Raw genomic sequence first — 24,896 nt, forward strand, 5'->3', positions numbered from 1 at the left:
GACGGTGCGGAATGTGGTCCCAAGGCCACGGTTCTGCCACGTCCATCATGCTATAGACGTGATTTATGAAACGCCGCCTTTCCGGCTTGCCGGGCGGTCACGAGGCAAGGGCCAGGGCCTGAGATGCGCTTTATCCTGCGAATGTTTGGATGGTTGTTCACGGCGGGCGCGATCGTCTTCGTGATCGGCGCGATCGGCGCCGCCGGATTCCTCTGGCACTACTCCAAGGACCTGCCCGATTCGGCGCAGCTGCGGAACTACGAGCCGCCGGTGATGACGCGCGTCCATGCCGGCGACGGCTCGCTGATCGCGGAATTCGCCAGGGAGCGCCGGCTCTATCTGCCGATCCAGGCCGTTCCCAAGCTGATCATCGAGGCCTATCTCTCGGCCGAGGACAAGAACTTCTACAAGCATGTCGGCGTCGATCCCGAAGGCCTCGTGCGCGCCGCGATCACCAACTTCCGCAATCGCGCCGCCGGCCGCCGGCCGCAGGGTGCCTCGACCATCACCCAGCAGGTGGCGAAGAACTTCCTCGTCGGCTCCGAGCAGAACATCGAACGCAAGATCCGCGAGGCGCTGGTCGCGCTGCGGATCGAGTCGACCTATTCCAAGGACAAGATCCTCGAGCTCTATCTGAACGAGATCTATCTCGGCGCGCCGGCGCCGGGGCAGGGCAGCTATGGCATCGCGGCGGCCGCGCTGAACTATTTCGGCAAGTCGGTGCACGAGCTCAACCTACAGGAGGCGGCCTATCTCGCCGCCCTGCCGAAGGCGCCGACCGACCTGCATCCGTTCCGCAATCGCGAGCGCGCCATCGAGCGCCGCAACTACGTCATCGACCGCATGGTCGAGAACGGCTTCGTCACCCGCGCCGCCGGCGATGCGGCCAAAGGCCAGCCGCTCGGCGTCAATCCGCGTACGGTCTCGCCGAACAACATCGCGGCCGGCTATTTCGCCGAGGAAATCCGCCGCGAGCTGCAGGACCGTTACGGCGAGAAGAAGCTGCTCGAGGGCGGCCTCTCGGTGCGCGCCACCGTCGATCCCAAGATGCAGCTGATGGCGCGCAAGGCGCTGGTCGATGGTCTCGTGCGCTTCGACGAGGCCCGCGGCTGGCGCGGCGCGATCCAGAAGCTGGAGCTGTCGGCCCGCGACTGGGGACTGGCGATCGGCGACCTGCCGGTGCTCGGCGACGTCGCGCCCTGGCGGCTGGCCGTGGTGCTGGAGGTGGCCGGCGACAGCGCCCGGCTCGGCCTGCATCCGCTGCGCGAGACCTCCGGCCAGTTGAAGAGCGACCGAGAGACGGTCACGCTCGGCGGCGAGGGCATCAAATGGACCCGTCGCTCGCGCGTGGCGCAGGCGGTGTCGGTCGGCGACGTCGTCTATGTCGAGCCGATGGACAACCGTCCGGGCCAGGTTCGGCTGCGGCAGCTGCCCGAGGTCAACGGTGCCATCACCGTGATGGACCCCTTCTCCGGCCGTGTTCTCGCGATGGTCGGCGGCTTCAGCCACGACCAGTCGGAGTTCAACCGCTCGACGCAGGCGATGCGCCAGCCGGGGTCCTCGTTCAAGCCGTTCGTCTATGCGACTGCACTCGACAACGGCTACACGCCCTCCAGCATCATCCTCGATGCCCCCATCGAAATCGATCAGGGCGGCGGGCTCGGCATGTGGCAGCCGAGCAATTACGACGGCAAGTTCACCGGCCCGCGCACGCTGCGCTACGGCATCCAGTTCTCGAAGAACCTGATGACCGTGCGTCTCGCCAAGGATGTCGGCATGCCGCTGATCGCGGAATATGCCCGCCGCTTCGGCGTCTATGACGACATGCTGCCGGTGCTCTCGATGTCGCTGGGCGCCGGCGAGACGACGGTTATGCGGATGACGGCCGGCTACGCCATGCTGGTCAATGGCGGCAAGAAAATCCGGCCGACCCTGATCGACCGCATTCAGGACCGCTGGGGCGCGACCATCTTCCGGCACGACCAGCGCATCTGCGAAGGCTGCGACGCGACGAAATGGGCCGACCAGCGCGAGCCGCGGCTGATCGACAACCGCGACCAGGTGCTCGACCCGCTGACCGCCTACCAGATGGTCTCGATCATGGAGGGTGTGGTCCAGGCCGGTACTGCGACCGTGGTCAAGTCGGTCGGCAAGCCGCTCGCCGGCAAGACCGGCACCACCAACGACGCCAAGGACGTCTGGTTCGTCGGCTTCTCGCCCGACCTTGCGGTCGGTGTCTATATGGGCTTCGACAAGCCGAAGTCGCTCGGCACCTCGGCCACCGCCGGCCAGTACGCCGCGCCGATCTTCCGCGACTTCATGATGGCGGCGCTCAAGGACAAGCCGGCGACGCCGTTCCGCGTTCCCGCCGGAATCAAGCTGATCCGCGTCGATCCCAAGACCGGGATGCGCTCGGGCGGTGAGGGCGGCATCCTCGAGGCGTTCAAGCCGGGCACGGCACCGCCCGACAGCTACTCCGTCATCGGCGCGGCCGGCGACGGCACGACCCCGTTCAGCGTCTCGCCGGGTGGCGGACGCGCCGTCGGTTCCGGCACGGGCGGGCTGTACTGAAGCGCGCTATCATTCTCGGGCGAAGCGAAGCGCGGACCTGAGAATCTCTTGCCAAACATGGTCGGCTCATGGCCGCCCATGTTGCGGTAGGCGTTTACACCGCACGCTTTCCCGCCTATCTCGACGCCAGTTTCCAAGAAGGCCCGTTTACGCATGCGTCCAGAAATCCAGACCCAGCTCGACAACGCCAAGCAGTCGATTGGACTGCTGAGGAGGCATCTTTGACTGGGATGTCGCACAACGCCGCCTCGCGGAACTGAACGCCCTCTCGGAGGGACCCGATTTCTGGAACGACGCCGACGCCGCGCAGAAGCTGATGCGCGAGCGCACCTCGCTCGAGGACCAGATCAACGGCATCGCCATGCTCGAGCGCGATCTCGACGATGCGCTGACCTTCATCGAGCTTGGCGAGATGGAGGATGATGCCGCCTCGATCAGCGAGGGCGAGGCCGGAATCAAGGCTGTCGAGGTCGAGGCGGCGCGCCGCCAGGTCGAGACGCTGCTCTCTGGCGAAGCCGACATGCTCGACACCTATCTCGAAATCCATCCCGGCGCGGGCGGTACCGAAAGCCAGGATTGGGCCGAGATGCTGCTGCGCATGTACCGGCGCTGGGGCGAGCGGCGGAAGTTCAAGGTCGAGACCCTCGAATACCAGGACGGCGACACCGCCGGGATCAAGTCGGCGACGCTGCAGTTCAAGGGCCACAATGCCTATGGCTGGCTGAAGACGGAGAGCGGGGTGCACCGGCTGGTGCGAATCTCGCCGTTTGATTCGAACGCGAGACGGCAGACCTCGTTTGCGTCGATCTGGGTCTATCCGGTCGTCGACGATCGCATCGTCATCGAGATCAACGAATCGGATTGCCGGATCGACACCTACCGGGCCCAGGGCGCCGGCGGGCAGCACATCAACACGACCGATTCGGCAGTGCGCATCACCCATATCCCGTCGGGAATCGCGGTGTCGTGCCAGCAGGAGCGGTCGCAGCACAAGAACAAGGCCAAGGCCTGGGACATGCTGCGCGCCCGCCTCTACGAGGTCGAGCTGAAGAAGCGCGAGGACAAGGCCAACGCCGAGCAGGCTTCCAAGACCGATATCGGCTGGGGCCACCAGATTCGCTCCTATGTGCTGCAGCCCTATCAGCTCGTGAAGGATCTGCGGACCGGCGTCAGCTCGACTGCGCCCTCCGAAGTGCTCGACGGCGCGCTCGACCCGTTCCTGGAAGCCTCGCTGGCACAGCGGGTCTATGGCACGGAGGTCGAGGTCGAGGATCTCGACTAGCGGCAACGCGCGTCATGCTCGGACTTGACCCGAGCATCTCCTGACACGAAGGCTCCTGTCTGAGACGGGCGCGTTCTCGTCCAGAGATTCTCGGGTCTGCGCTTCGCTTCGCCCGAGAATGACGCCGGCGGGCGAGGGCGCGTCCGTTTCCTCTTTCGTGCCCGATGGTCTAGCGTCGCGCTCTGCCCGACCCGAAGCCGCCTGCATGACGCTGCCCAACCTGATCACCATCGGCCGTCTGTGTCTCGTCCCGCTCGTGATCGTCATGATCCTGAACGAGCGTTGGCAGGGCGCCTTCGTCATCTTCGTCGTCGCTGGCATCTCCGACGCTGTCGACGGGTTCCTCGCCAAGCGCTTCGACATGGCGAGCGAACTGGGCGGCTATCTCGATCCGATCGCCGACAAGGCGCTGATCGTCTCGATCTACATCACGCTGGCGATCGTCGGTGCGGTGCCGGCCTGGCTCGTCATCCTGGTGGTGTCGCGCGACGTGCTGATCGTCTCGGCCGTGATCCTGTCCTGGCTGATGGGAAAGCCGCTGGCGATGGCGCCCTTCGTCGTTAGCAAGCTCAATACGGGCGCGCAGATCATTTTTGCCGCGCTTCTGCTGGGCTCGCGAGCCTTCGGCTTCGATATGGGCCAGGCGGTCCAGGTCGGCCAGCTTTTCGTGGCGTTGTTGACGCTCGGCTCGATGACCGCCTATCTGGCCTTCTGGCTGCGTCACATGGCGGCGTGATCCTTCCCATAGACCGTCCGTGGCGGCGGGCTCGTCGGCCGCCGGCTGGACAATCGACCGCCTCTCCCCACATTTCCCCTCCCATGTGAGGACCGCGCCGACGGATCCGCGAAAGGCCCGAGAATGACCCTGCAACGCCAAATCGGTTTCTGGCTGATCTCGCTCGTCGTCTTCGTGCTGCTGCTGGTGGTGCTGCGCGACGTCCTGCTGCCCTTCATCGCAGCGCTGGCGCTGGCCTATCTGCTCGATCCGCTGGCCGACCGCCTCGAAAAGGCGGGCATGAGCCGGCTTGCCGCGACGATTGCGATCCTCGTCGTCTTCCTCCTCGTCTTCGTTCTCGCGCTGGTGCTGCTGGCGCCGCTGCTCGGCCAGCAACTCGCGGGCCTTGTCGCACGCCTGCCTGCCGACGCGGCCAAGCTGCAGGCGCTGGTGCTGGAGCGGGGCGGCCCCTGGCTCGAGCGCCTCGGCGGCACCAAGATCACCGAGGAAGCGCAGAACTCGCTCGGAAACCTCGTTGGCGAGGGGACCAAATGGGTCGGCAGCGTCCTTCAGTCGCTCTGGACTGGCGGCACGGCGATCATCGGCGTGTTCTCGCTGCTGGTGCTGACGCCGGTCATCGCCTTCTACCTGCTCGTCGATTGGGACCGGATGTGCGCCACCGTCGATGGCTGGCTGCCGCTCGACCATCGCGAGACGATTCGCGGCCTGTTGCACGAGATGGACACCGCCATTGCGGGCTTCCTGCGCGGACAGGCGCTGGTCTGCCTGCTGCTCGGCATCTTCTACGCCGTGGGCCTGAGCCTGCTCGGCGTCAATTTCGGCGCGCTGATCGGTATCATCAGCGGTTTTCTTTCCTTCATTCCCTTTGTTGGCTCGCTGACCGGGCTCGTGCTCTCCGTCGGCGTCGCCATTGTCCAGTTCTGGCCGGACTGGACCTTGCCGCTGGCGACGCTCTCCGTCTTCGCCGCCGGGCAGTTCCTGGAGGGCAACATCTTCCAGCCGAAATTCGTCGGCGATTCGATCGGCGTGCATCCGGTCTGGCTGATGTTCGCCCTGCTCGCCTTCGGCTCCCTATTCGGCTTCGTCGGGCTCTTGCTGGCGGTGCCCATGGCCGCCGTCATAGGCGTGCTCTGCCGCTTCGCGCTCCGGCAATACCTCGCCAGCAACATCTATCATGGCGGCGACGCCGCACGGGCGGCGCAGGTGCAGGTCCGCATCGACACAGATGTCTGATCAACCCGGCCGCCCGCGCCAGCTCGCCTTCGACCTGCCGGTCGACAGCCGCCACGGCGTCGAGGACTTTCTGATCGGCCCGTCGAACGAGGCGGCCTATGGCTTCGTCGAAGCCTGGCCGGATTGGCCGGACGCGTGGCTGCGGCTGGTCGGGCCGGAAGGCGCCGGCAAGACCCATCTCGCCGCGATCTGGGCCAAGGCCGCCCATGCCTGGACCGTACCGGCGTCCGAGGTCGTCGAAGGCAACGTGCCGCATCTGGTCTCCGGCGGCGCGCTGGTCGTCGAGGATTGCGACCGTGACTTGGCCGACGAGGCGGCGCTGTTCCATCTGATGAACGCGATCAAGGCGCGCGGCGGCTTCCTGCTGCTGACGGCGCGCCGATCGCCCGATCAATGGGGCTTGCGCGTGCCGGATCTGCTGTCGCGGCTGCGGCTGGCGCCGCATGCGACGATCGAGCCGCCTGATGACGCGTTGTTGCGCGCGGTGCTCGTCAAGCTCTTCATCGACCGGCAACTCGTCGTCGATACCGGCATCATCGAGATGCTGGCGCTGCGGATGGAGCGCTCCTTTGCAGCCGCGCGCGCGCTGGTCGATGCGCTCGATCGGCTCTCGCTCGAACGCGGGCGCCGCGTGACGCGAGCGCTGGCGACGGAAGCCCTGGCGGCGCTCTTTCCCGAGGACTGAGCATTTTGTCGTCGCGTTTTCTTCACGCGAACCGGTATCCACTTCGCATGAAAACGCTTTCGTCGGCGCTCAGCCGGCTCGGCCGGGCGTTGCCTCGACGGATGAGGCGATCAGCCTGGCATGCATCGCCTCGACGAGGAGGTCGTGGGCCCGTGCCGCGATGGCGTCGAGCGAGGGCGTCTTGACGAACATTGCCGCCGCCTTCTCGCCGAGCTGCTCGCGCGTCGGCAGGACCGGCAGATGCCAATTCGAAGCTTGCCAGTTCGAGGCGTCCCAGTTCGCCAGGGCCTCATGCGCCTGCTGCTGGATTTCAGCCAGACGGTCGCCGGCACGATCCTGCAGCTCGCCCAGCGCCGTCTTGAGTTCGGCCAGCGTGATGCTCGGCAGGTGCAGATCGGCGAGACTCGGCGTGGCCGCATAAGCCTCGCGGAAGGCCGTCACGACGCGGTCGAGTGGAACGGAAGCTGCCAGCCGCTCGGCCGAGCGTTCGATGACGCGCGGCGGCAGCGCCTGCGAGCGTTCGATCACCGCCTGCGGCGGTTGCTTCAGGTCCCAAACCAGGCGCAGCTTCGAGAGGCCGAGGATGATGTAATAGGTCGGGTCGATCTGCCACCAGCGGAAGCCCTGGCGAACGCTGTACTGATAGGCATGGTGGTTGTTGTGCCAGCCTTCGCCCATCGTGATGATCGCCAGCCACCAGTTGTTGCGGCTCTCGTCGCCCGTCACATAGTCCTTGTCGCCATGCACATGGGCGAGCGAGTTGATGCAGAAGGTGGCGTGGAAGACGGCGACCGTCGACCAGAAGAAGCCGACAAACAGGCCCGCCCAGCCGTCGATCGCAAAGCAGATCACGGCGAGCAGGATCGCCGGCACGATCTCGAAGCGGTGCAGCCAGCGCAGCTCGGGGAATTTCGTCAGGTCCTGGATGCTGGAATCATCGAAGACGTGATGGTCGCGGCTGAAGATCCAGCCGACATGCGAGTAGACGAAAGAGGTCAGAACCGGCGAATGGACGTCATGCTCGGTGTCGGCATAGCGATGGTGATGGCGATGCTTCGAGGCCCACCAAAACACGCTCTTCTGCGCCGTCGATTGCGCCAGAAAGGCCAGCAGAAACTGCCCGAAGCGGCTGGTCTTGTAGGTCCTGTGCGAGAAATAGCGGTGATAGCCGCCTGTCACCGCAAACATCCGCAGCCAGTACAGGCCGATGGCGAGCCAGACCGAGGTCGCGGTCACGCCGCTCCAGATCGCGCCGAAGCAGGCGAGATGCGCCAGGACGAAGGGGATCGCGGACGGATAGACGATATCGCCGTCATCATGGTGGAGCGTGCTGTTCAAGACGGCCTCTGGCGTTGGCGCGGCTCCTGTCGCAGCCGCCTGGAAGGGAAACTCCCGCTTTGCGCACGAAACAGGACCTTGACGGTCGGTGCAAGGAGACCGCTCGACGCAGGGTAGGGGCTGCGATGGCCGGAGAATGGCAAATACGGTGTCGTGCGTCATCGAACCGTCACGCTAGGATGGCTCAAGACCAGCCAAGGAGACCAACGTGGCCAGAGCAGCGACCGGAACGAGAGCCAGAGGCATGAACATGCAACCCAGCGCCGTCGTCGTCGAAGCCGTGGAGGCCGTTCCCGCCGACGAGGCCACCTCGCTGCGCCAGTCGCCGGCGCGCTTCATGAATCGGGAGCTGTCCTGGCTGCAGTTCAACCGCCGCGTCATGGAGGAGGCCTCCAACCGCAACCACCCGCTGCTGGAGCAGCTGCGCTTCCTCTCGATCTCGGCGGCCAATCTCGACGAGTTCTTCATGGTGCGCGTCTCCGGCCTGCGCGAGCAGCTCAAGGCCGGCGTGGTCACGCCGAGCCAGGACGGGCTGACCCCGGCCGAGCAGCTCGGCGAACTCGGCCGGGCGGTCGCAGCGCTGACCGACGACCAGCAGGCGCGCTGGGTCGAGCTCAAGCGCGACCTGCATGAGAACCGGATCCATCTGCTGGCGCCGGGCGACATCGGCCCGCCGGAGCGCGTCTGGCTCGAGGATTATTTCCTGAACTACGTCTTCCCGGTGCTGACGCCGCTGGCGATCGACCCGGCGCATCCCTTTCCCTTCATCCCCAATCTCGGCTTCACGCTGGCGCTGGCGCTGGAACGGATCAGCGACGGCCGTCAGCTCGATGCGCTGATCCGCGTGCCGATCAAGATGGATCGCTTCATCGAGCTGCCCGACCTCGCACGCGAGGGGCTGCGCCGCTTCATCACGCTGGAGGACGCGGTCTCGCTGTTCATCAGCAAGCTCTTCCCGGGCTACGACGTCAAGGGTACGGGCTCGTTCCGCGTCATCCGCGACACCGATCTCGACATCGAGGAGGAGGCGGAGGATCTGGTGCGGGTCTTCGAGACGATGCTGAAACTGCGCCGGCTCGGAGTCGTGATCCGGCTTGAGATCAGCCGCGGCATGCCGGCGCATCTGCGCAAGCTGATCGTGCGCGAACTCAAGGTCGATGAGGACGAGGTCGTCGCGATCGACGGTATGATCGGCCTCAGCGAACTGGCCCAGCTCGTCGGCGTCGACCGGCCGGACCTGAAGTTCAAGCCCTACAATGCCCGCTTTCCCGAGCGCATCCGCGAGCATGGCGGCGACTGCTTCGCCGCGATCCGCCAGAAGGACCTGCTCGTCCATCACCCCTACGAGAGCTTCGACGTTGTCGTGCAGTTCCTGGAGCAGGCCGCGCGCGACCCCAATGTCGTCGCGATCAAGCAGACGCTCTACCGCACCTCGTCCAATTCGCCGATCGTCAAGGCGCTGACCGAAGCCGCAGAGGCCGGCAAGTCGGTGACGGCGCTGGTCGAGCTCAAGGCGCGCTTCGACGAGGAGGCGAACATCCGCTGGGCCAAGGAGATGGAGCGCGCCGGCGTCCAGGTCGTCTATGGCTTCATCGAACTGAAGACCCACGCCAAGCTCTCGCTGGTCGTGCGTCGCGAAGCCGGGCAACTCGTCAGCTACTGCCATATCGCGACCGGCAACTACCATCCGATCACGGCGCGGATCTATACCGACGTCTCCTTCTTCACCGCCGATCCGGTGATGTCGCAGGATGTCGCCCGCGTCTTCAACTTCATCACCGGCTATGCCGAGCCGGCCGAGCTGGAGAAGATGTCGGTCTCGCCTGTGGGGCTGAAGCAGCGCCTGCTTGACGACATCGCCGAGGAGGTCGCCCATGTGAAGGCCGGCCGTAAGGGTGCGATCTGGGGCAAATGCAATTCGCTGGTCGATCCCGAGATCATCGACGCGCTCTATGACGCGAGTCAGGCCGGCGTCGAGATCGATTTCGTCGTACGCGGCATCTGCTGCCTGCGACCGGGCGTTCCCGGCCTGTCCGAGAACATCCGGGTCAAATCGATCATCGGGCGCTTCCTCGAGCATACCCGCGTCTATGCCTTCGGCGCGGGCCATGGCATGCCGTCGCCCAAGGCGAAGCTCTACATCTCCTCGGCCGATCTGATGCCGCGCAATCTCGACCGGCGCGTCGAGGCGCTGACACCGATCCTGAACCCGACGGTGCACCAGCAGCTGCTCGAACAGATCATGCTGGCGAACTTTCTCGACAACGAACAGAGCTGGACGATCTTGCCCGATGGCGGCTCCCGACGCATTGTCCCGGCGCCGAACGAAGAGTCGTTCAACGCGCATAAGTACTTCATGACGAACCCGAGTCTCTCAGGACGTGGCAAATCACTTTCCAATTCCAGCCCCCGGTCCCTCTCACGCCGAGGTGGACGAAAAGGCTAAGGTCCTGAACGCGCCCGGCCGGCTCGGCCTGGGCGCCGGCACGCTGGCGATCGTCGACATCGGTTCGAACTCGGTGCGCCTCGTCGTCTACGAGATGGTGGCGCGCGCGCCGGCCCAGGTATTCAACGAGAAGGAGATGGCGGGCCTCGGCCGCGGCGTCGCTTCGACCGGGAAGCTCTCGACCGACGCGATGGAGCGCGCGATCTCCGCCCTCGTGCGCTTCCGCATCCTGTGCGAGGCCATGCATGTCGGCGAGATCCGCGTCATCGCCACCGCTGCCGCGCGCTATGCCAGCAACGGGCCGGAGTTCATCGCGCGGGCCGAGGAGGCGATCGGCCAGCGCATCGAGCTGATCTCGGGCGATCGCGAGGCGGTGCTGTCGGGGCTCGGCGTCGTCTCGGGCTTCGACAATCCCGATGGGGTCGTGGGTGATCTGGGCGGCGGCAGCCTCGAGCTGATCACCGTTACCGGCGGGCATGTCGGGGAGGGGGCCAGCGTTCCGCTCGGCGGTCTGGCGCTGCTCGACCGCTCGAAGAACTCGCTCAAGCTGGCCGAGAAGATCGTCAAGGACGAACTCGACAAGCTGCCGCAGGTCGGCGCCATGAAGGGCCGCGACTTCTACGCCGTGGGCGGGACCTGGCGGGCGCTCGCGACGTTGCACCAGCACCAGGCGAAATACCCGCTCAACGTCATGCACGGCTATACCGTGCCGGCGAAGGACGTTGCGGATTTCGTCAAGCTGGTCGAGCGCGCCGACCTGACGGGACTGGATGCGATCGACACCGTGTCGTCGGCACGGCGGCCGCTGCTGGCCTATGGTGCGCTCGTGCTCGACGAGTTGATCAAGCGCGGCAAGCCGCGTGCCGTCATCATCTCGGCGCAAGGCGTGCGCGAGGGGCTGCTGCACGAACAGCTCTCGCCGGAGGAACGCGCGGCCGATCCGCTGCTGCGCGCGGCGCGGGACTACAACCATTTGCGGGCACGCGACCCGCGCCATGCCGCCGAGCTGATCGCCTGGAGCCGTGCCATCCTCGAGACGGCCGGCCTGTCCGAGGACGAGCCGTCATCGCGACTGATCGAGTCGGTCTGCCTGCTCTCGGATATCGGCTGGCGCGCCCATCCCGATTATCGCGGCGAGCAAAGCATGAACGTCATTGCCCATGCCTATTTCACAGGAATCGACCATATCGGGCGCGCCTTCCTGGCGCTGGCGATCTTCCACCGCTATGCCGGGCTGAAATCCACGTCGCCGGCGGCGCTGGAGCTGCGTGCGCTGCTGCCGCCGCCGATCCTGGAACGGGCCTTCCTGCTCGCCGCGATCTTCCGCGTCGCCTATCTGCTCTCAGCCGGCATGGCCGGGCTTTTGCCGCGCATGCCAGCGACCTGCGTCGATGGCAAGCTGATCCTGCGCTTTCCCGACGATCTGCGCCCGCTGGCGAGCGACCGCGTCGTGGGGCGGCTGAAACAGCTCGCCAAGCTGCTCGGGCGCGACGTCGAGATCGCGCGGATCTGAAACTGTCTAACGCCCGATCCCGCCGGCCAGTCCCTGGCGCATGACGAGGCGACGCAGCGGCCCCAGCCGCGACAACGCGAGCAGGCCCGCGCCACGCAGCAGATCCGCCGGCATCAGGTCGGTGAGCAGCGTCCGGTTCAGCGCATCGACCGCGCCGGTGCGCAGGCGGACATCCGCCACCCTGGCGCGATCATAGGCCGCGACGACCCCAGCCGCGCCGGGATCGGAGGAATCCGAGACCGCCTCCCGCAGGGCCGTCACGTCGCGCAGGCCGAGATTGAGCCCTTGCGCGCCGATCGGCGGGAAGACATGCGCGGCCTCGCCGATCAGGACCATACGGCCCGCGCCGAAGCGCTCGACCGACAATCCGCCCATCGGCACGCGGCCGCGCGGCCCATCGAGCTGCATCGCACCGAGCAGCGAATGCGCCTGCGTTTCGACACGACGCGCGAAAGCTGAATCGTCGAGCGCCGCGACCGCATCGGCCTCTTCGGGATCGAGCAGCCAGACCAGCGAGGAGCGCCGGCCGGGCAGGGGGACGAGGGTGAATGGCCCTTTTCGGGTGTGGAACTCCGTCGAGGTCTCATGATGGTTGCGGGTGTGGCTGAGGATGGCCGTCAGTGCGACCTGCGGATAGCGCCAGTCGCGCGCCGCGATGCCCGCCGCCGCCCGCACGCGCGATTGCCGGCCATCGGCGCCGACGACGAGGCGCGCGCGCAGGGGCGGCAAGCCCTCGCCCGACAGCATGACGCCTGCTTCGTCCGGGACGATCTCCGAAACCAGCCCCGGCACGAGCCGGATCGCCCCGGTATCGCGGACCCTTGCGGCCAGCGCCTCGACCAATTCGGCATTCTCGACATTCCAGCCGAAGGCGTCGAGCCCGACCTCGGAGGCGCGGAACTCGACCGGCGGCTGACGAAACAGGCTGCCGGTATCGTCGACCAGCCGCATCACGCAAAGCGGCGCGGCCCGCTCGGCGAGCACATCCGCCAGGCCGAGTTCGCCGAAGAGCCGCCAGGAACCGTCGAGCAGGGCGACCGTGCGCCCGTCGCGAGGCGCGTGCAGCGGGCCCACCACCGCGACGCTCCGGCCGGCTTCCGCCAGCGCGAGAGCGGCCGCAAGACCGACGGCGCCTGCGCCGACGATGGCGATATCAATGGGATGGGCATCGCTCGAACTCATGCAATGTGGCTAGCTCAAGATGCCGGGCTTGGCCACTGGCCGGGGCGTCGCAGGCGCGGGCTGAGGCGCGGCGAGGAGAGCCTCGCCATCGCACAGATGTGATGCCCCAGCCGCGTGGCGGCGGCGTTGCGCGGCACGGCGCAGGCCTTATGGTCCCTGCCACGAAGTCCGAGGAGACGAGTCATGGTCAAGGCGATCCGCGTCCACAAGGTGGGCGGCCCAGAGGTGTTGCAGGTCGAGGACATCACGCTGCCCCAGCCGGGGCCGGGTGAGCTCTTGGTGAAGAACCGGGCCATCGGCCTGAATTTCGTCGACACCTATTTCCGCAGCGGGCTCTATCCGGTGCCGCAGATGCCCTTCGTGCCTGGCAATGAAGGCGCCGGCGAGGTTCTGGCGGTTGGCCCCAACGTCACCGAATTCAAGCCGGGCGACCGCGTCGCTTACGTCGCGACGCTCGGCTCCTATGCCGAGGAGCGGATCGTCGCGGTCAACTCGACGGTGCCCCTGGCGGACGCGGTCTCGTTTGAGGCCGCCGCCAGCATGATGCTCAAGGGCATGACGGCGGAATACCTGCTGCACCGGACCTACAAGGTGAAGTCGGGCGATACCATCCTGGTCCATGCCGCCGCCGGCGGCACCGGCCTGATCCTGTGCCAATGGGGCAAGGCGCTCGGCGCGACCGTCATCGGCACCGCCGGCTCGACGGAGAAGGCCGCGCTCGCCAAGGCCCATGGCGCCGACCATGTCATCCTCTATCGCGAGGAGGATTTCGTCGCCCGGGTGAAGGAGATCACCGGCGGCAAGCTCTGCGCCGTGGTCTATGACGGCGTCGGCAAGGACACCTTCCTGCCCTCGCTCGACTGCCTGCAGCCGTTCGGCGTGCTCGTGAGCTTCGGCAATGCGTCGGGCGCGGTCGATCCGGTCAATCTCGGCCTGCTTGGGCCCAAAGGCTCGCTTTATCTGACACGGCCGACGCTGTTCACCCATATCGCCAAGCGCGAGACCATGGTCGAGATGGCGAAGAACCTGTTCGGGGCGGTCTCGTCCGGCAAGGTCGTGGTGCCGGTCAATGCGCGCTTCGCGCTGACGGATGCCGCCAACGCCCATCGCGCGCTGGAAGGGCGCGGCACGACGGGCTCGACGGTGCTGATCCCCTGATCCGGGATTTCCCGCTTGTGACGGCTGACTGCGGCAATATCGCCCAAATCGGCTGCTAAACGTCGCTTCCGTCTGGCAGGTGCCGGGCGGAAGCGGTTTGGGGCGTGGCGTCGGCATGAAGAAGGTTGCGCTGGCGCTCGGGCTTGGGCTCGGTCTGGCCGCGGCAGGCACGCTCGTGCTGCCGCCCGGCTGGCAGCACTGGCAATTGCTCGCCGCCGCAGAGGACCCCGTCGCGCTCTCGGAGCTTCGTCTCTCTGAGACGCTATCGGCGGCGCGTGTCGCGGCCGAGATCGACAGCGCTATCGCAGCACGCGATCCCGAATTGGCCGAGAGCCTGTTCGCGCTTGCGAGCGAGCGCGGCTTTGCCGTCTCGCTTGAACAGCAACGCCGCCTGCAAATCCTCAAGGATGGCGCGTTGGGTCAGGCCGTCACTGATTTCGGCCATGGCTTCGTCGTGGGGGACCGTGAGAGCGGCGCCGCCTTTGCCGGCGCGCTCGTCGGCGACATCACTGGCTATGGCGATCTGCGCGACCTCGCGCTCGAGGGCCGCAAGTGGCTGGGCGGGGAGGGCGCCGACCCGACCGTGCTCGCGATCGCGGCGGCAGGGCTTGCGATCAGCGCCGCGACCTGGATCAGTTTCGGCGGCACGCTGCCGGCGCGCAACGGCCTGAGCGCTGTCAAGGCGGCGAGCAAGACGAAGCTGCTGTCGCCCGCCCTGACCGCCAATTTGACCCGCGTCGCCGCTGGTGCGATCGACCGCCCGGCCCTAAGCGCCAGCCTTGCCGCCGCATCGCGCTTCGATGTCGCGGCTGCCCGCGTCGCCGCAGGCGGCATCGTCAAGCCCGCCGCGATGGCCCGCTTTGCTGCGCTCGGCCAGGATGCGGGATCCGTCTATGCCCGCACCGGCCAGCGCGGGCTGCGGCAGGTGCTGAGCCTCGCCGACGATGCCGGCGACATCGGCAAGGCGGCCAAGCTCGGCGCGGCGAAGGGCACGACCACGCGCGCGATCCTCAAGGTGCTCGGGCGCGGCGCGCTTGTACTGGGTGCCTTGAGCCTCAGCGCGGTCGGCTGGATGCTCGCGCTGATCGGCTATGCGGTCGCGTTTGCCATGCTGGCGCAGCGCTTCGGCTGGTGGCTCGGCCGCAGGCTGTTTCCGCGCCGGGCGGCTGCCTGACGAATTGCTGTCGTCTGAGTGAACCAAATGCAGCAATGCCGCGACGAATGGCTGTCAGCACATGCTGATGCTCATTCGGACTTGCCGTCATGTCTCGCCCCCTTCGCACCCTTGGCCTTCTCCTCGCCTCGCTCACCATCGTGACCGTCGCGTTGGCGCAGCAGAGCGGCGGCAAGAGCCGCAGCGACGACCCGTCGCCAGCGGCCGTCGTTACGGCTGCGGATCAGGGCAAGGCCAAGCTGTCGCGTGCGGTCGAACCACGCCGCGCCGTGACCGAGTGCCCGACGCAAGCCTGCGATACGCCGCCGAAGGGCGCGCGGACGGCACAGGACGAGACCCAGGTCTCTGGCGGCTGCGGCAGCGACGGCACCATCGCGCGCGACCGCAACGGCAAGGTCATCCGCCGGATCTGCCAGTTCTTCTGAGAACTACGAGGACATGCCTCAGACCGCGACGCCGTGCAGGTCGTAGGCGTCGGCGCGCTCGATCTTCACCGTGACGATGTCGCCCGCCCGCAGAGGCCTGCGGCTCGCGACATAGACATTGCCGTCGATCTCGGGCGCATCCCATTTCGAGCGGCCCTTGGCGACGGTCGGCCCGGCCTCGTCGATGATGACCTGGATGCGCTTGCCGACGCGGTTCTTGACGATGCGCGTCGAGATCTCGGCCTGCGCCTTCATGAAGCGGTGCCAGCGCGCCTCCTTCTCCTCCTCGGGGACGAGGGCGAGGCCGAGGTCGTTCGCGGGCGCACCCTTGACCGGCTCGTATTTGAAGGCGCCGACGCGCTCGAGCTTGGCTTCCTTCAGCCAGTCGAGCAGGAACTGCACGTCCTCCTCGGTCTCGCCGGGGAAGCCGACGATGAAGGTCGAGCGGATGGCGAGATCGGGGCAGATCTCGCGCCATTTGCGCAGGCGATCGAGCGTGCGATCCTGATGAGCCGGACGCTTCATCGCCCTGAGAACATTGGGAGACGCGTGCTGGAAGGGGATGTCGAGATAGGGCAGGATCAGCCCTTCCTGCATCAGCGGGATGACCTCGTCGACATGCGGGTACGGGTAGACGTAGTGCATCCGCACCCAGATGCCCATCTGGCCCAATTCGCGCGCCAGTTCGAAGAAGCGGGTGCGGACCTCGCGATCCCGCCACATCGAGGGAGCGTATTTGATGTCGAGGCCATAGGCGCTGGTGTCCTGCGAGATCACCAGCAGTTCCTTGACGCCGGCCTTGACCAGCTTCTCGGCCTCGCGCAGCACCTCGCCGATCGGCCGCGAGACCAGATCGCCGCGCAGCTTCGGGATGATGCAGAAGCTGCAGCGGTTGTTGCAGCCCTCCGAAATCTTCAAGTACGCGTAGTGGCGCGGCGTTAGCTTGATGCCATGGTCCGGCACCAGATCGACGAAGGGGTCGTGACGCGGCGGCACGGCGGCGTGCACGGCCGAAACGACGCTCTCATAGGCCTGCGGCCCGGTGATCGCGAGCAGATTGGGGAATTTGTCGCGGATCTGCTCGGGCTCGGCCCCCATGCAACCGGTGACGATGACCTTGCCGTTCTGCGCCATCGCGGCGCCGATCGCCTCCAGCGACTCGGCCTTGGCTGAATCGAGGAAGCCGCAGGTGTTGACGATGACGAGGTCGGCACCGTCATGCGTCTTGCTCAGCTCGTAGCCGCCGGAGCGCAGCGAGGTGATGATGCGCTCGGAATCGACGAGCGCCTTGGGGCAGCCCAGCGAAACGAACGAGATTTTCGGCGCGACGGCGTTCATCGGCGGCGGACTCGGAGATTGAGGAGCAAAAGGGCACGGCTGAAGGGCCTGCGCGGATGCGCTTCCTTTGCCCCGTTTCGGCCGGTTTGGCAAATATGCGCTGTCCTGGCCCCGCTTCTGCTGAAAAGCGTGCCAGCGCGTGAACCTGATCGCCTGCTCCTGCGACCAATGCGTGTCGCCCGTGACGGGTGCCAAGAAACCCTATGTGAGGAGGAGACGGTCATGACACGCAATGCAATCCTGTCCCTGGCCGGCGCGGCAGCGCTGGTGCTCGGCATGGCGGCTACGGCACACGCTGAAGGCGGCGGAGGCGGAGGCGGAGGCGGCGACGACCGCTGGGCCCAGCCCGCGCCGGCAAACAGGGCTGCGCTGCCGGCAGCAGGCGCGGCGCGCCGGCCCGGTCCGATCGCATCGGCTCGTTCGACCCTGCCCGACGGCACGCGCATCACATCGGAAGATATCGGCGGCGGCGTTCGCTCCGTCAGGACGCTGACGCCTGATGGCAACATGGAGCAGGGCCGGCGCGGCGACGGGGCGAAGAGAAACAAGGTCAACCGGACCGTCTACAATCCCAAGACCGGCATCACCAGCACCTTCACCCGCACTGCCGACGGCCGCGTCACCGGCGTCCATGTCGACCGGCAGGGCAACCGCTCGGTATCGAGAAGCAACAACTGAATAGGTGCTGCCGGAGCGGTTCAGGCGGCCCCTGTCGCCACCGGCCGCTCCGGGTCCTGCGTCCAGTCGGTCATCGAACCGTCATAGAGCGCGATCTCGTCACGGCCGAGCAGTTCCGACATGACGAACCAGTTCAGCGCCGCCGTATGGCCGGTGTTGCAATAGGAGATCGCCGGGCCGTTGGGCACTGCGCTGAACAGCTTCGCCAGATCGCCCGCCGGCTTCAACCGCCCCGTCGCCGGGTCGAACGCCTCGGCATAGTCGCGCGAGACCGCACCCGGGATGTGCCCGGCCCGCGCTGCCTCGGGCGCCTTCTCGCGGCCCTCGAAATAGCTGGTCGAGCGCGCATCGACCAGTGTCGCGAGCTTGCTGCGCGAGGCGACGAGCGTGGCGTCGCTCGTGCTGCGCAGGCGCTGCTGCATCACGACAGGGTAGGGCTCCGTCGGCTTCGGGGCGGAGGGGCCGGTCTCGACCGGACGCGAAGCATCCGAGATCCAGGCCTTGAAGCCGCCATCGAGGATCGCCTGCTGGCCGTGGCCGACCAGCTTCAGCGTCCAGTAGATGCGGGCGGCGGCGGCAAAATCGGTCGCGCTGACGCCGGCAGGGACGACGACGACGTCGTCATGCGGCTTAATGCCGAGCCGGCCCACGAGAGCGGCAAGATGGTCGAGCGGGGGCAGAAGGCCCGGCGCATTGCCGACCTTGGCGCGCCAGCCATCCGCGACATAGTCGGAATGCACGGCGCCGGGCACATGGCCGGCCTCGTAGGCCGCCTTGCCGCCGCCATCGACGGAGGAGCGGATGTCGAGCACGACGAGGTTGCTGTCGCTAAGCCGCGCCAGAAGAGTCTCGGGGCTGATCAGGCCGGAAAATGCGGTTTCGCTCATTCGGCTGCTACCTTCTTCGTTTCGTCGACGATATCGATCGCATAGGTAAATTCGGCGGTGGCGCCGAGCATGATCGAAGCCGAACAGTATTTTTCCTTCGACAATGTGACGGCCCGCTCGACCTTGGCTTGCGAGAGGCCCGGCCCGCTGATGCGATAGCCGAGATGGATTTTGGTGAAGACCTTGGGATCCTCGACGGCGCGCTCGGCCTCGACCTCGACCTCGCAGCCGGTGACCGGCTCGCGCCCCTTCTTCAGGATCTGCACGACATCGAAGCCGGTGCAGCCGGCAAGCCCGATCAGCAGCATCTCCATCGGCCGGATCCCGATATTGCGCCCGCCATATTCAGGCGAGCCGTCCATCATGACGGCATGGCCGCTGCCGGCCTCGCCCATGAAGGCCATGCCCTCGACCCATCTTGCACGCGCTTTCATGCTGCGTCTCCTGTCTGCCGATTCAGCCATGGCGAAGTCGGTTGCATGGCATAGCCGCTTGAACGGAATGAGGCGAGCCCGGCGGGCTTCGGCGCGCGCTCAGGCGCGGCGGCGGTCGGCGACGGAGGCCGTTCCGGAGAGCGCGCCCCCCAGCGCGTGACCGACCATCACCAGCACCGGCCCACCCTTCGGAAGCTCGCGGAGGCGTTCCGGCAGCGTCGCGATGGTGGCGGCGACGCGGATCTCGCCGGGCAGCGTCGCCGATTGCACGGCGATGGCCGGCGTCTGCGGATCAAGCCCCGCCGCGATGGCGCGGTCGCGGAAGCCCGACAGGGTGGCGCGTGCCATGTAGATCACCGTCGTGGCATGGGGATCGGCCATGGCTCGCCAGTCCAGATCCTCGGGCAGGTCGCCGCTGCGGGCATGGCCGGTGACGAATTGCAGGCGGCGGGCATGGTCGCGATGGGTCAGGGACAGCCCAAGCGAAGCGGCTGCGCCCTGTGCCGCCGAAATCCCCGGCACGATCGTCACGGGCAGGCCAGCCGCCGCGCAGGCGGCGATCTCCTCGCCGGCGCGCCCGAAGATGCCGGGATCGCCGCCCTTCAGCCGCACGACATGCTTGCCCTGGCTCGCCAGCGAGACGATCAGCGCGTTGATCTCGCTCTGCTTGACCGAGGGGCCGTAGCCCGTCTTGCCGACCATCATGCGTTTGGCCTCGCGGCGGGCGAGTTCGAGCACGCCGGGCGAGACCAGATCGTCGTAAAGGATGATGTCAGCGCTCTGGAGCGCGCGGATCGCCTTGAGCGTCAGCAGTTCCGGATCGCCGGGACCCGCACCGACCAGGCTGACCCGACCAGTGCCGTCCGGACTGCCCTCGAGCCGGTCGAGTGCTGCGAACAGCGCCGCCCTGTCATCCTCGTCTGGAGCCCGCTCCGGCTCACTCATCGCTTTGGTGGTGAAAAGCTCCCAGAAGGCGCGCCGCAGTGCGAAGGGCAACTCGCGCGCCTGCACTGCTGGCCGCCAGTCCTTGGCGGCTTGAGCCCAGGCCTTGAGCCCGGCCGGCAGCAGCGTCTCGATCCTGGCGCGGAGCGCCTGCCCGAAGACGGGGGCGGCGCCATCGGTCGAGATCGCGACGATCAGCGGCGAGCGGTTGACCAGCGTCCCGAAGGAGAAGTCGCAATGCTCCGGCTTGTCGACGATGTTGACCGGCGCGCCGGCCTGCCGCGCCGCAGCGACGAAGGCGCGGATCTCGGCTTCATTCTCGATATCGCCGACCGCGAGCGCAGCATCCTGAAGATCGGCCGCTTGCCAATTTCGCACATGGACGGTGATACGCCCACCATTGCCCTGTTTCGCAAGGCTGTCGAACAGCTCTGCGCCGAGGCCTGCGAAGACGTGCAGATCGGCACCGGTCGCGGCCAGAAGCTCGGCCTTCCAGAGTGCGCCTTCGCTGTCGCCAGCCAGCACGACCTTGCGCCCCTCCAGCTTGTGGAAGAGCGGCAATGTCGCCAGACGCTCGATACGGCGTGCGCTGGCGGTTTCGGGTCGTCTCTGCGTCATCGCGTTCTTTGTCTGTCTTCCAGGCCCATCATGCCGGCTCGATATGGTCCGATAGCGGGCGGAAGCCATTCCCTGCAACAGGATAGGCCGAAAGCAAGGGGCGAACCAGCAAGGCAGTCTGTCGGCTGATTAGCGCGGCTTGCAGGCCTGTTCGATCCGGCGCAGATGTGACGCGATGCCCGTCAGCGGGATCGCGTCGTATCCCGAGCTGATGCCGTAGTTGACGATTCGCAGTGATGTGCCCGCAGCCAGCGCCGGGACCAGCTCGGGGCCGGCGCCGACCACTCGCAAGGCGCCGCCGAAGGGACTGGGCGGGGTCGATTCCAGCGCAAGGACAAAGGAGCGGGCCCCGACGGCCAGGGTGATCGGCCCTTCGGCCAGCGCGCCCGGCACATCGAGATAAAGCCCGAGCCGGTTGCCGGGCTCGCAGCGGATGAAGGCGCAAGACCAGGAATCATCGGTCGATTTCGCGGCGCAACCCTGGATCGAGCGCCGGCTTTCGCCGTCGAAGATGCTGGGTTTCCAACTGGCGGCCACAGGCGCGGCGCAGCCGAGCACGATCAGCCCCAGGACAACGGCCCGTCTCATCGCGATCTCCCCGCAATTGGCATTCCGCGCTTCTTCTGCATGCGCGGCCCTACCGGTTTCGGGCCTGCTCGCCGCGTTTCACCGCCTGCCAGAGCGCTTCCATCTCGTCGAGGCTTGCATCGGCGGCGGTCCGGCCCTGAGCTTCCAGGGCCTGCTCGATTCCCTTGAATCGGCGCTCGAACTTGGCGTTGGCGGCCTGGAGGCAGCCTTCGGGGTCGGCATCGACATGGCGGGCGAGGTTGGCGACGACGAAGAGCAGATCGCCGATTTCCTCGGCGATCGCCGCCTTGTCGCCCGAGGCCAACGCCTCGTCGATCTCGGCGGTTTCCTCGCGGATCTTGTCGAGCACGAGACGGGCGTCGTTCCAGTCGAAACCGACGGTCGAGGCCTTGGCCTGCAGCTTCCAGGCGCGGGTGAGGGCGGGCAGGGCCTGCGTGACGCCGGCGAGCACGCCTTTCTCCTCGACCTGCTCGGGCTGGCCAGCGGCGCGCCGGGCGGCGGCCTTGTCGGCTTTCTCCTGCGCCTTGATCCGGTGCCACAGCGCCTTGACCTGCGCCGGCGACAGGTCGCGCGCATCGCCGAAGACATGCGGATGGCGCCGGATCAGCTTGGCGGTGATCGCCTCGACCACGTCGGGGAAGGCGAAGGCGCCTTCCTCCTCCGCCATGCGGGCATGATAGACAACCTGGAGCAGCAAATCGCCGAGCTCGTCCTTGAGATCGAGCCGGTCGCCGCGCGCGATCGCGTCGGCAACCTCATAGGCCTCCTCGACCGTGTAGGGCGCGATCGACGCGAAATCCTGTTCGAGATCCCAGGGGCAGCCCGTGCCCGGCGTGCGCAGCGCCGCCATGATCTCGATCAGCCGGGCGATGTCGCTGGAGGGCTGCAAGGCTGAAAATCTCCGTCAAATGAGCTACGGTTCCTCCCATGATTCAAGTGACGCCGTCCATCGCCATCGACGAGAGCGAGATCGAGGAGACCTTCGTGCGCGCCTCGGGTCCCGGCGGGCAGAACGTCAACAAGGTCTCGAGCGCGGTGCAGCTGCGTTTCGATGCGCGGCGCTCGACCTCGCTGCCAAACGACGTCGCGATCCGGCTGATGAAGCTCGCCGGCAGCCGCCTGACGCAGGACGGCGTGATCGTCATCATCGCGCAGGCGCAGCGCAGCCAGAAGCGCAACCGCGAGGAGGCGTTGGAACGCCTGCTCGAGATGATCCGCGAGGCCGCGATCCGTCCGCAGACCCGCCGCCCGACCAAGCCGACCAAGGCCTCGAAGGAGCGCCGGCTGGTTTCCAAGGACAAGCGCTCCTCGATCAAGGCCGGCCGCGCCAGGCCGGGCGAGGATTGATGGAGACCGGAGGAGGGCGCCCCGACAGCGGCAATTTCCAGAATCGCAGGCCCGTGCGCCGGCCACCGCGTCGCATCAGCGCCGACTATCTCCAGCGCGCGGCGATGCATTACCTCGAACGCTATGCCGCGCCGGCTGCGCAGCTGCGCCGGGTACTGGCGCGCAAGATCAATCTGAGCTGCCGGCATCACGGGCTGGAGCCGGCGGCGTTCGATGCGATGCTGGATGAGGTCGTGGCGCGCTGCGTGACCTCGGGGCTTGTCGATGACGAGCGCTTTGCGCAGGCGAGGGCGGCGACGCTGCGGCGCAAGGGCCGATCCTCGCGCGCCGTCGCGGCAAGCCTGTCCGCCAAGGGCGTGTCGCGCGAGCTTGCGGCGGAGGCCAGCGACGCCAGTACCGAGGACGAGTTGGCGGCGGCGCTGAAGACCGCCCAGCGCAAACGGCTCGGTCCCTGGAGCAGAGGCGACCGTGTGGCCTTGCGGCAAAAGGATCTGGCGGCGATGGCGCGTGCGGGCTTCCCGATGACAATCGCCCGCGCCGTGATTGACGGCGCGGGCGATGAGGAAGCGATCGACGGATGAGAAAGGGCGGCGTGAGCCGCCCCGCTCACTCCAGCTTGACCTGCGCGTCCTTCACCACCGTGCCCCAGCGCGCGATCTCGGCAGTGACGAACTTGCCGAAATCATCGCCTGCGAGCGTCGGGATCGGCGAACCGTTCTTCTTCCAGGCATCGGCGATGGCCGGCGCGGCGAGCGCCTTGGCGACTTCGGCGCGCATGCGGGCGACAATCTCTGGCGGCGTGCCTTTGGGCGCCCAGAGCGCATACCAGGTCGCGACCTCATAGCCGTCGAGCCCGGCCTCCTTGGCTGTGGGCACATCGGGAATCGCGTCCGAGCGCGTCGCCGCCGCGACGGCGAGACCGCGCAGGCGGCCGCTCTGAATCTGCGGCGCGGACGAACCGAGACCGTCAAACAGCACGTCGACCTGGCCGGCGACGATGTCCTGCAGCGCCGGGCCGGCACCGCGATAGGGGACATGCGTCAGGCTGGTCTTGGTCTGCAGTTTGAACAGCTCGCCGGCGAGGTGATGCGTGGTGCCGTTGCCGGCCGAGGCGTAGTTCAGCTTGTCCGGGTTGGCCTTGGCGAAGGCGATCAGCTCGGCGACCGTCTTGGCCTCGACCTTCGGATGGACGACGATGACCTGCGGCGGCTGCGCGATCACCGCGATCGGGATGAAGTCGGTCTGGATGTTGTAGTCCAGCTTCGGATAGAGCGCCGGCGCGATGGCGTGGTGAGCCGCGCCAACGAAGAAACCGTAGCCATCCGGCTGCATCTTGGATGCGGCCGAGGCGCCGACCGTGCCGCCGGCGCCGCCGCGATTCTCGATGATGATGCGCTGGCCGAGCTGCTGGTCGAGCTGGGCTGCCAACGGGCGGGCGAAGGCGTCGGTGCCGCCGCCGGCCGGGAAGGGGACGATAAATGTGATCGGGCGCTGCGGCCAGGTCTGGGCTTGAGCCGAACCCGCCGCGACGAGGCTGAGCCCGGTGGCGACCGCGAGCGCGACGAGAGAACGTGACGTGGTCATGGAATCGGATACCTCCCTGAAAATGTTGAAGACGGCTCTTGGCGGCCGCTGGTCGCTCCGCCTCGGCAGAACGACCGTCATCGTGATGAATTAGGGCATTCGCCGATCGTCCTGACAAGCCTGTCGTTTGGAGGGGGTATCGGCGCGCCCGTCGCCGCTGCTATGCCGGCACGACGGCACGCTTTCGCATCTGAACGCGCCGGGGAATAGTGCCGCCTGGAGACGACTGCGCATGAGCCGCCTCGACAGTTTCATCCGCCGCCTCGAGGCCCAGCGCCGGATGCTGGACTGGGCCGCTGCGTCGATCATGGACCGTCCCGGCCTCGTGCTCGAACTCGGCCTGGGCAATGGCCGGACCTATGATCATCTCCGCGAGATCCTGCCGGAGCGCGACATCCATGTCTTCGAGCGCGATGTCAGCCCCAATCCCGCCTCGATGCCGCCGGCCGGTATGCTGGTGGCGGGCGATATGGCGATGACGCTGCCGGCCTTCGCGGCGCGCCATGGCCGCAGCGCCGCACTCGTCCATGTCGACGTGACCACGGGCGTGCCCGAGCGCGACCGCATCCTGTTCGCCTGGTTGCCGGAGCATGTCGCGGCGCTGGCGGCGCCCGATGCGCTGGTCCTCAGCGGCTGGGAGCTCGATCATGCGGCGCTCGTGGCGGTTCCGCTGCCCGAGGGCGTGCCTGCCGGGCGCTACTACGCCTATCGCCGTGTCTGCTGAGTGACAGGGATGT

At 67.1% G+C, this 24,896-nt stretch carries 23 protein-coding genes; 14 read left to right on the plus strand and 9 right to left on the minus strand.

Annotated elements, in window-relative coordinates:
* Positions 1 to 123 precede the first annotated feature (123 nt).
* The 5 genes from AC1DYU_RS04745 to AC1DYU_RS04765 all read left to right on the plus strand — a co-directional run bounded on the left by AC1DYU_RS04745 (position 124) and on the right by AC1DYU_RS04765 (position 6,507).
* A complete protein-coding gene (locus AC1DYU_RS04745) occupies positions 124 to 2,571 on the plus strand; it encodes a penicillin-binding protein 1A (protein WP_476790618.1) in 2,448 nt (815 codons plus the stop codon).
* Between the two features lie 153 nt (positions 2,572 to 2,724).
* Positions 2,725 to 3,853, plus strand: a protein-coding gene (prfB, locus tag AC1DYU_RS04750; RefSeq protein ID WP_476790619.1) for a peptide chain release factor 2 whose coding sequence is annotated in 2 segments (ribosomal slippage) — positions 2,725 to 2,793 and positions 2,795 to 3,853 — 1,128 coding nt in all. Because the reading frame shifts where the segments join, the coding sequence is not laid out codon by codon here.
* Between the two features lie 205 nt (positions 3,854 to 4,058).
* Positions 4,059 to 4,589, plus strand: a complete 531-nt coding sequence (locus AC1DYU_RS04755) for a CDP-alcohol phosphatidyltransferase family protein (RefSeq protein WP_476790620.1) — start codon at positions 4,059 to 4,061, stop codon at positions 4,587 to 4,589.
* A 123-nt stretch (positions 4,590 to 4,712) separates the two neighbouring features.
* Positions 4,713 to 5,822: an AI-2E family transporter gene (locus tag AC1DYU_RS04760; RefSeq protein ID WP_476790621.1), complete on the plus strand. Its 1,110-nt coding sequence runs from the start codon at positions 4,713 to 4,715 to the stop codon at positions 5,820 to 5,822.
* Positions 5,815 to 6,507 (plus strand): GTPase domain-containing protein, encoded by a 693-nt coding sequence (locus AC1DYU_RS04765; RefSeq protein WP_158486376.1) that lies wholly within the window; start codon positions 5,815 to 5,817, stop codon positions 6,505 to 6,507. The genes AC1DYU_RS04760 and AC1DYU_RS04765 overlap by 8 nt, the downstream gene beginning before the upstream one ends.
* Before the next feature lie 69 nt (positions 6,508 to 6,576).
* Here AC1DYU_RS04765 and AC1DYU_RS04770 read toward each other — a convergent pair whose 3' ends face one another.
* Positions 6,577 to 7,845 (minus strand): acyl-CoA desaturase, encoded by a 1,269-nt coding sequence (locus tag AC1DYU_RS04770; RefSeq protein ID WP_476790622.1) that lies wholly within the window; start codon positions 7,843 to 7,845, stop codon positions 6,577 to 6,579.
* A 250-nt stretch (positions 7,846 to 8,095) separates the two neighbouring features.
* Here AC1DYU_RS04770 and AC1DYU_RS04775 point away from each other — a divergent pair, with 250 nt between their 5' ends.
* Positions 8,096 to 10,291, plus strand: coding sequence for an RNA degradosome polyphosphate kinase (locus AC1DYU_RS04775; RefSeq protein WP_476790709.1), 2,196 nt, complete (start codon positions 8,096 to 8,098; stop codon positions 10,289 to 10,291).
* Positions 10,275 to 11,804 carry an exopolyphosphatase gene (gene ppx / locus AC1DYU_RS04780; protein ID WP_476790623.1) on the plus strand — a complete coding sequence of 510 codons (1,530 nt, stop codon included), beginning with the start codon at positions 10,275 to 10,277 and terminating at the stop codon, positions 11,802 to 11,804. Before AC1DYU_RS04775 ends, ppx begins: the two co-directional genes overlap by 17 nt.
* A gap of 6 nt (positions 11,805 to 11,810) precedes the next feature.
* Here ppx and AC1DYU_RS04785 read toward each other — a convergent pair whose 3' ends face one another.
* Positions 11,811 to 12,986: a UbiH/UbiF family hydroxylase gene (locus AC1DYU_RS04785; RefSeq protein WP_476790624.1), complete on the minus strand. Its 1,176-nt coding sequence runs from the start codon at positions 12,984 to 12,986 to the stop codon at positions 11,811 to 11,813.
* 183 nt (positions 12,987 to 13,169) lie between these two features.
* Between AC1DYU_RS04785 and AC1DYU_RS04790 the strand changes: the two genes are divergently transcribed.
* The 3 genes from AC1DYU_RS04790 to AC1DYU_RS04800 all read left to right on the plus strand — a co-directional run bounded on the left by AC1DYU_RS04790 (position 13,170) and on the right by AC1DYU_RS04800 (position 15,743).
* Complete coding sequence (locus AC1DYU_RS04790) at positions 13,170 to 14,144, plus strand: quinone oxidoreductase family protein (RefSeq protein WP_476790625.1); 975 nt, start codon at positions 13,170 to 13,172, stop codon at positions 14,142 to 14,144.
* A gap of 115 nt (positions 14,145 to 14,259) precedes the next feature.
* Positions 14,260 to 15,318 (plus strand): hypothetical protein, encoded by a 1,059-nt coding sequence (locus AC1DYU_RS04795; RefSeq protein ID WP_476790626.1) that lies wholly within the window; start codon positions 14,260 to 14,262, stop codon positions 15,316 to 15,318.
* A gap of 89 nt (positions 15,319 to 15,407) precedes the next feature.
* Positions 15,408 to 15,743, plus strand: coding sequence for a hypothetical protein (locus tag AC1DYU_RS04800; RefSeq protein WP_158486370.1), 336 nt, complete (start codon positions 15,408 to 15,410; stop codon positions 15,741 to 15,743).
* Positions 15,744 to 15,761: 18 nt separating this feature from the next.
* Here AC1DYU_RS04800 and rimO read toward each other — a convergent pair whose 3' ends face one another.
* Complete coding sequence (gene rimO / locus AC1DYU_RS04805) at positions 15,762 to 17,081, minus strand: 30S ribosomal protein S12 methylthiotransferase RimO (protein ID WP_158486369.1); 1,320 nt, start codon at positions 17,079 to 17,081, stop codon at positions 15,762 to 15,764.
* 222 nt (positions 17,082 to 17,303) lie between these two features.
* Between rimO and AC1DYU_RS04810 the strand changes: the two genes are divergently transcribed.
* Positions 17,304 to 17,759: a hypothetical protein gene (locus AC1DYU_RS04810; protein ID WP_476790627.1), complete on the plus strand. Its 456-nt coding sequence runs from the start codon at positions 17,304 to 17,306 to the stop codon at positions 17,757 to 17,759.
* Between the two features lie 20 nt (positions 17,760 to 17,779).
* Here the strand turns inward: AC1DYU_RS04810 and AC1DYU_RS04815 are convergent, their stop codons facing one another.
* From AC1DYU_RS04815 to mazG, 5 genes are all read right to left on the minus strand, one after another.
* Positions 17,780 to 18,646, minus strand: coding sequence for a sulfurtransferase (locus AC1DYU_RS04815; protein WP_476790628.1), 867 nt, complete (start codon positions 18,644 to 18,646; stop codon positions 17,780 to 17,782).
* Entirely contained in the window at positions 18,643 to 19,080 is a 438-nt protein-coding gene (locus tag AC1DYU_RS04820; RefSeq protein ID WP_158486366.1) for an OsmC family protein, read from the minus strand. The genes AC1DYU_RS04815 and AC1DYU_RS04820 overlap by 4 nt, the downstream gene beginning before the upstream one ends.
* 99 nt (positions 19,081 to 19,179) lie before the next feature.
* Positions 19,180 to 20,640, minus strand: coding sequence for a siroheme synthase CysG (gene cysG / locus AC1DYU_RS04825; RefSeq protein ID WP_476790629.1), 1,461 nt, complete (start codon positions 20,638 to 20,640; stop codon positions 19,180 to 19,182).
* 129 nt (positions 20,641 to 20,769) lie between these two features.
* Positions 20,770 to 21,228, minus strand: coding sequence for a hypothetical protein (locus tag AC1DYU_RS04830; RefSeq protein WP_476790630.1), 459 nt, complete (start codon positions 21,226 to 21,228; stop codon positions 20,770 to 20,772).
* 49 nt (positions 21,229 to 21,277) lie between these two features.
* Positions 21,278 to 22,117, minus strand: coding sequence for a nucleoside triphosphate pyrophosphohydrolase (mazG, locus tag AC1DYU_RS04835; RefSeq protein ID WP_476790631.1), 840 nt, complete (start codon positions 22,115 to 22,117; stop codon positions 21,278 to 21,280).
* 38 nt (positions 22,118 to 22,155) lie between these two features.
* On the opposite strand from mazG, the gene arfB reads away from it, so the two are divergent.
* A complete protein-coding gene (gene arfB, locus AC1DYU_RS04840; protein ID WP_158486362.1) occupies positions 22,156 to 22,575 on the plus strand; it encodes an alternative ribosome rescue aminoacyl-tRNA hydrolase ArfB in 420 nt (139 codons plus the stop codon).
* A complete protein-coding gene (locus AC1DYU_RS04845; RefSeq protein ID WP_158486361.1) occupies positions 22,575 to 23,156 on the plus strand; it encodes a regulatory protein RecX in 582 nt (193 codons plus the stop codon). The genes arfB and AC1DYU_RS04845 overlap by 1 nt, the downstream gene beginning before the upstream one ends.
* A gap of 25 nt (positions 23,157 to 23,181) precedes the next feature.
* Here the strand turns inward: AC1DYU_RS04845 and AC1DYU_RS04850 are convergent, their stop codons facing one another.
* Positions 23,182 to 24,159, minus strand: coding sequence for a tripartite tricarboxylate transporter substrate binding protein (locus AC1DYU_RS04850; RefSeq protein WP_158486360.1), 978 nt, complete (start codon positions 24,157 to 24,159; stop codon positions 23,182 to 23,184).
* 232 nt (positions 24,160 to 24,391) lie between these two features.
* Here AC1DYU_RS04850 and AC1DYU_RS04855 point away from each other — a divergent pair, with 232 nt between their 5' ends.
* Positions 24,392 to 24,883: a class I SAM-dependent methyltransferase gene (locus tag AC1DYU_RS04855; protein WP_158486359.1), complete on the plus strand. Its 492-nt coding sequence runs from the start codon at positions 24,392 to 24,394 to the stop codon at positions 24,881 to 24,883.
* Positions 24,884 to 24,896: the final 13 nt, after the last annotated feature.

It is taken from the genome of Allobosea sp. P2_B12 (genome assembly GCF_056404835.1).

Bases quoted from the DNA above. Each gene is read 5' to 3' on its own strand.
- AC1DYU_RS04745 (WP_476790618.1), top strand. From the start codon at position 124: ATGCGCTTTATCCTGCGAATGTTTGGATGGTTGTTCACGGCGGGCGCG.
- AC1DYU_RS04755 (WP_476790620.1), top strand. From the start codon at position 4,059: ATGACGCTGCCCAACCTGATCACCATCGGCCGTCTGTGTCTCGTCCCG.
- AC1DYU_RS04760 (WP_476790621.1), top strand. From the start codon at position 4,713: ATGACCCTGCAACGCCAAATCGGTTTCTGGCTGATCTCGCTCGTCGTC.
- AC1DYU_RS04765 (WP_158486376.1), top strand. From the start codon at position 5,815: ATGTCTGATCAACCCGGCCGCCCGCGCCAGCTCGCCTTCGACCTGCCG.
- AC1DYU_RS04775 (WP_476790709.1), top strand. From the start codon at position 8,096: ATGCAACCCAGCGCCGTCGTCGTCGAAGCCGTGGAGGCCGTTCCCGCC.
- AC1DYU_RS04785 (WP_476790624.1), bottom strand. From the start codon at position 12,986: ATGAGTTCGAGCGATGCCCATCCCATTGATATCGCCATCGTCGGCGCA.
- AC1DYU_RS04790 (WP_476790625.1), top strand. From the start codon at position 13,170: ATGGTCAAGGCGATCCGCGTCCACAAGGTGGGCGGCCCAGAGGTGTTG.
- AC1DYU_RS04795 (WP_476790626.1), top strand. From the start codon at position 14,260: ATGAAGAAGGTTGCGCTGGCGCTCGGGCTTGGGCTCGGTCTGGCCGCG.
- AC1DYU_RS04800 (WP_158486370.1), top strand. From the start codon at position 15,408: ATGTCTCGCCCCCTTCGCACCCTTGGCCTTCTCCTCGCCTCGCTCACC.
- rimO (WP_158486369.1), bottom strand. From the start codon at position 17,081: ATGAACGCCGTCGCGCCGAAAATCTCGTTCGTTTCGCTGGGCTGCCCC.
- AC1DYU_RS04810 (WP_476790627.1), top strand. From the start codon at position 17,304: ATGACACGCAATGCAATCCTGTCCCTGGCCGGCGCGGCAGCGCTGGTG.
- AC1DYU_RS04815 (WP_476790628.1), bottom strand. From the start codon at position 18,646: ATGAGCGAAACCGCATTTTCCGGCCTGATCAGCCCCGAGACTCTTCTG.
- AC1DYU_RS04820 (WP_158486366.1), bottom strand. From the start codon at position 19,080: ATGAAAGCGCGTGCAAGATGGGTCGAGGGCATGGCCTTCATGGGCGAG.
- cysG (WP_476790629.1), bottom strand. From the start codon at position 20,640: ATGACGCAGAGACGACCCGAAACCGCCAGCGCACGCCGTATCGAGCGT.
- AC1DYU_RS04830 (WP_476790630.1), bottom strand. From the start codon at position 21,228: ATGAGACGGGCCGTTGTCCTGGGGCTGATCGTGCTCGGCTGCGCCGCG.
- arfB (WP_158486362.1), top strand. From the start codon at position 22,156: ATGATTCAAGTGACGCCGTCCATCGCCATCGACGAGAGCGAGATCGAG.
- AC1DYU_RS04845 (WP_158486361.1), top strand. From the start codon at position 22,575: ATGGAGACCGGAGGAGGGCGCCCCGACAGCGGCAATTTCCAGAATCGC.
- AC1DYU_RS04850 (WP_158486360.1), bottom strand. From the start codon at position 24,159: ATGACCACGTCACGTTCTCTCGTCGCGCTCGCGGTCGCCACCGGGCTC.
- AC1DYU_RS04855 (WP_158486359.1), top strand. From the start codon at position 24,392: ATGAGCCGCCTCGACAGTTTCATCCGCCGCCTCGAGGCCCAGCGCCGG.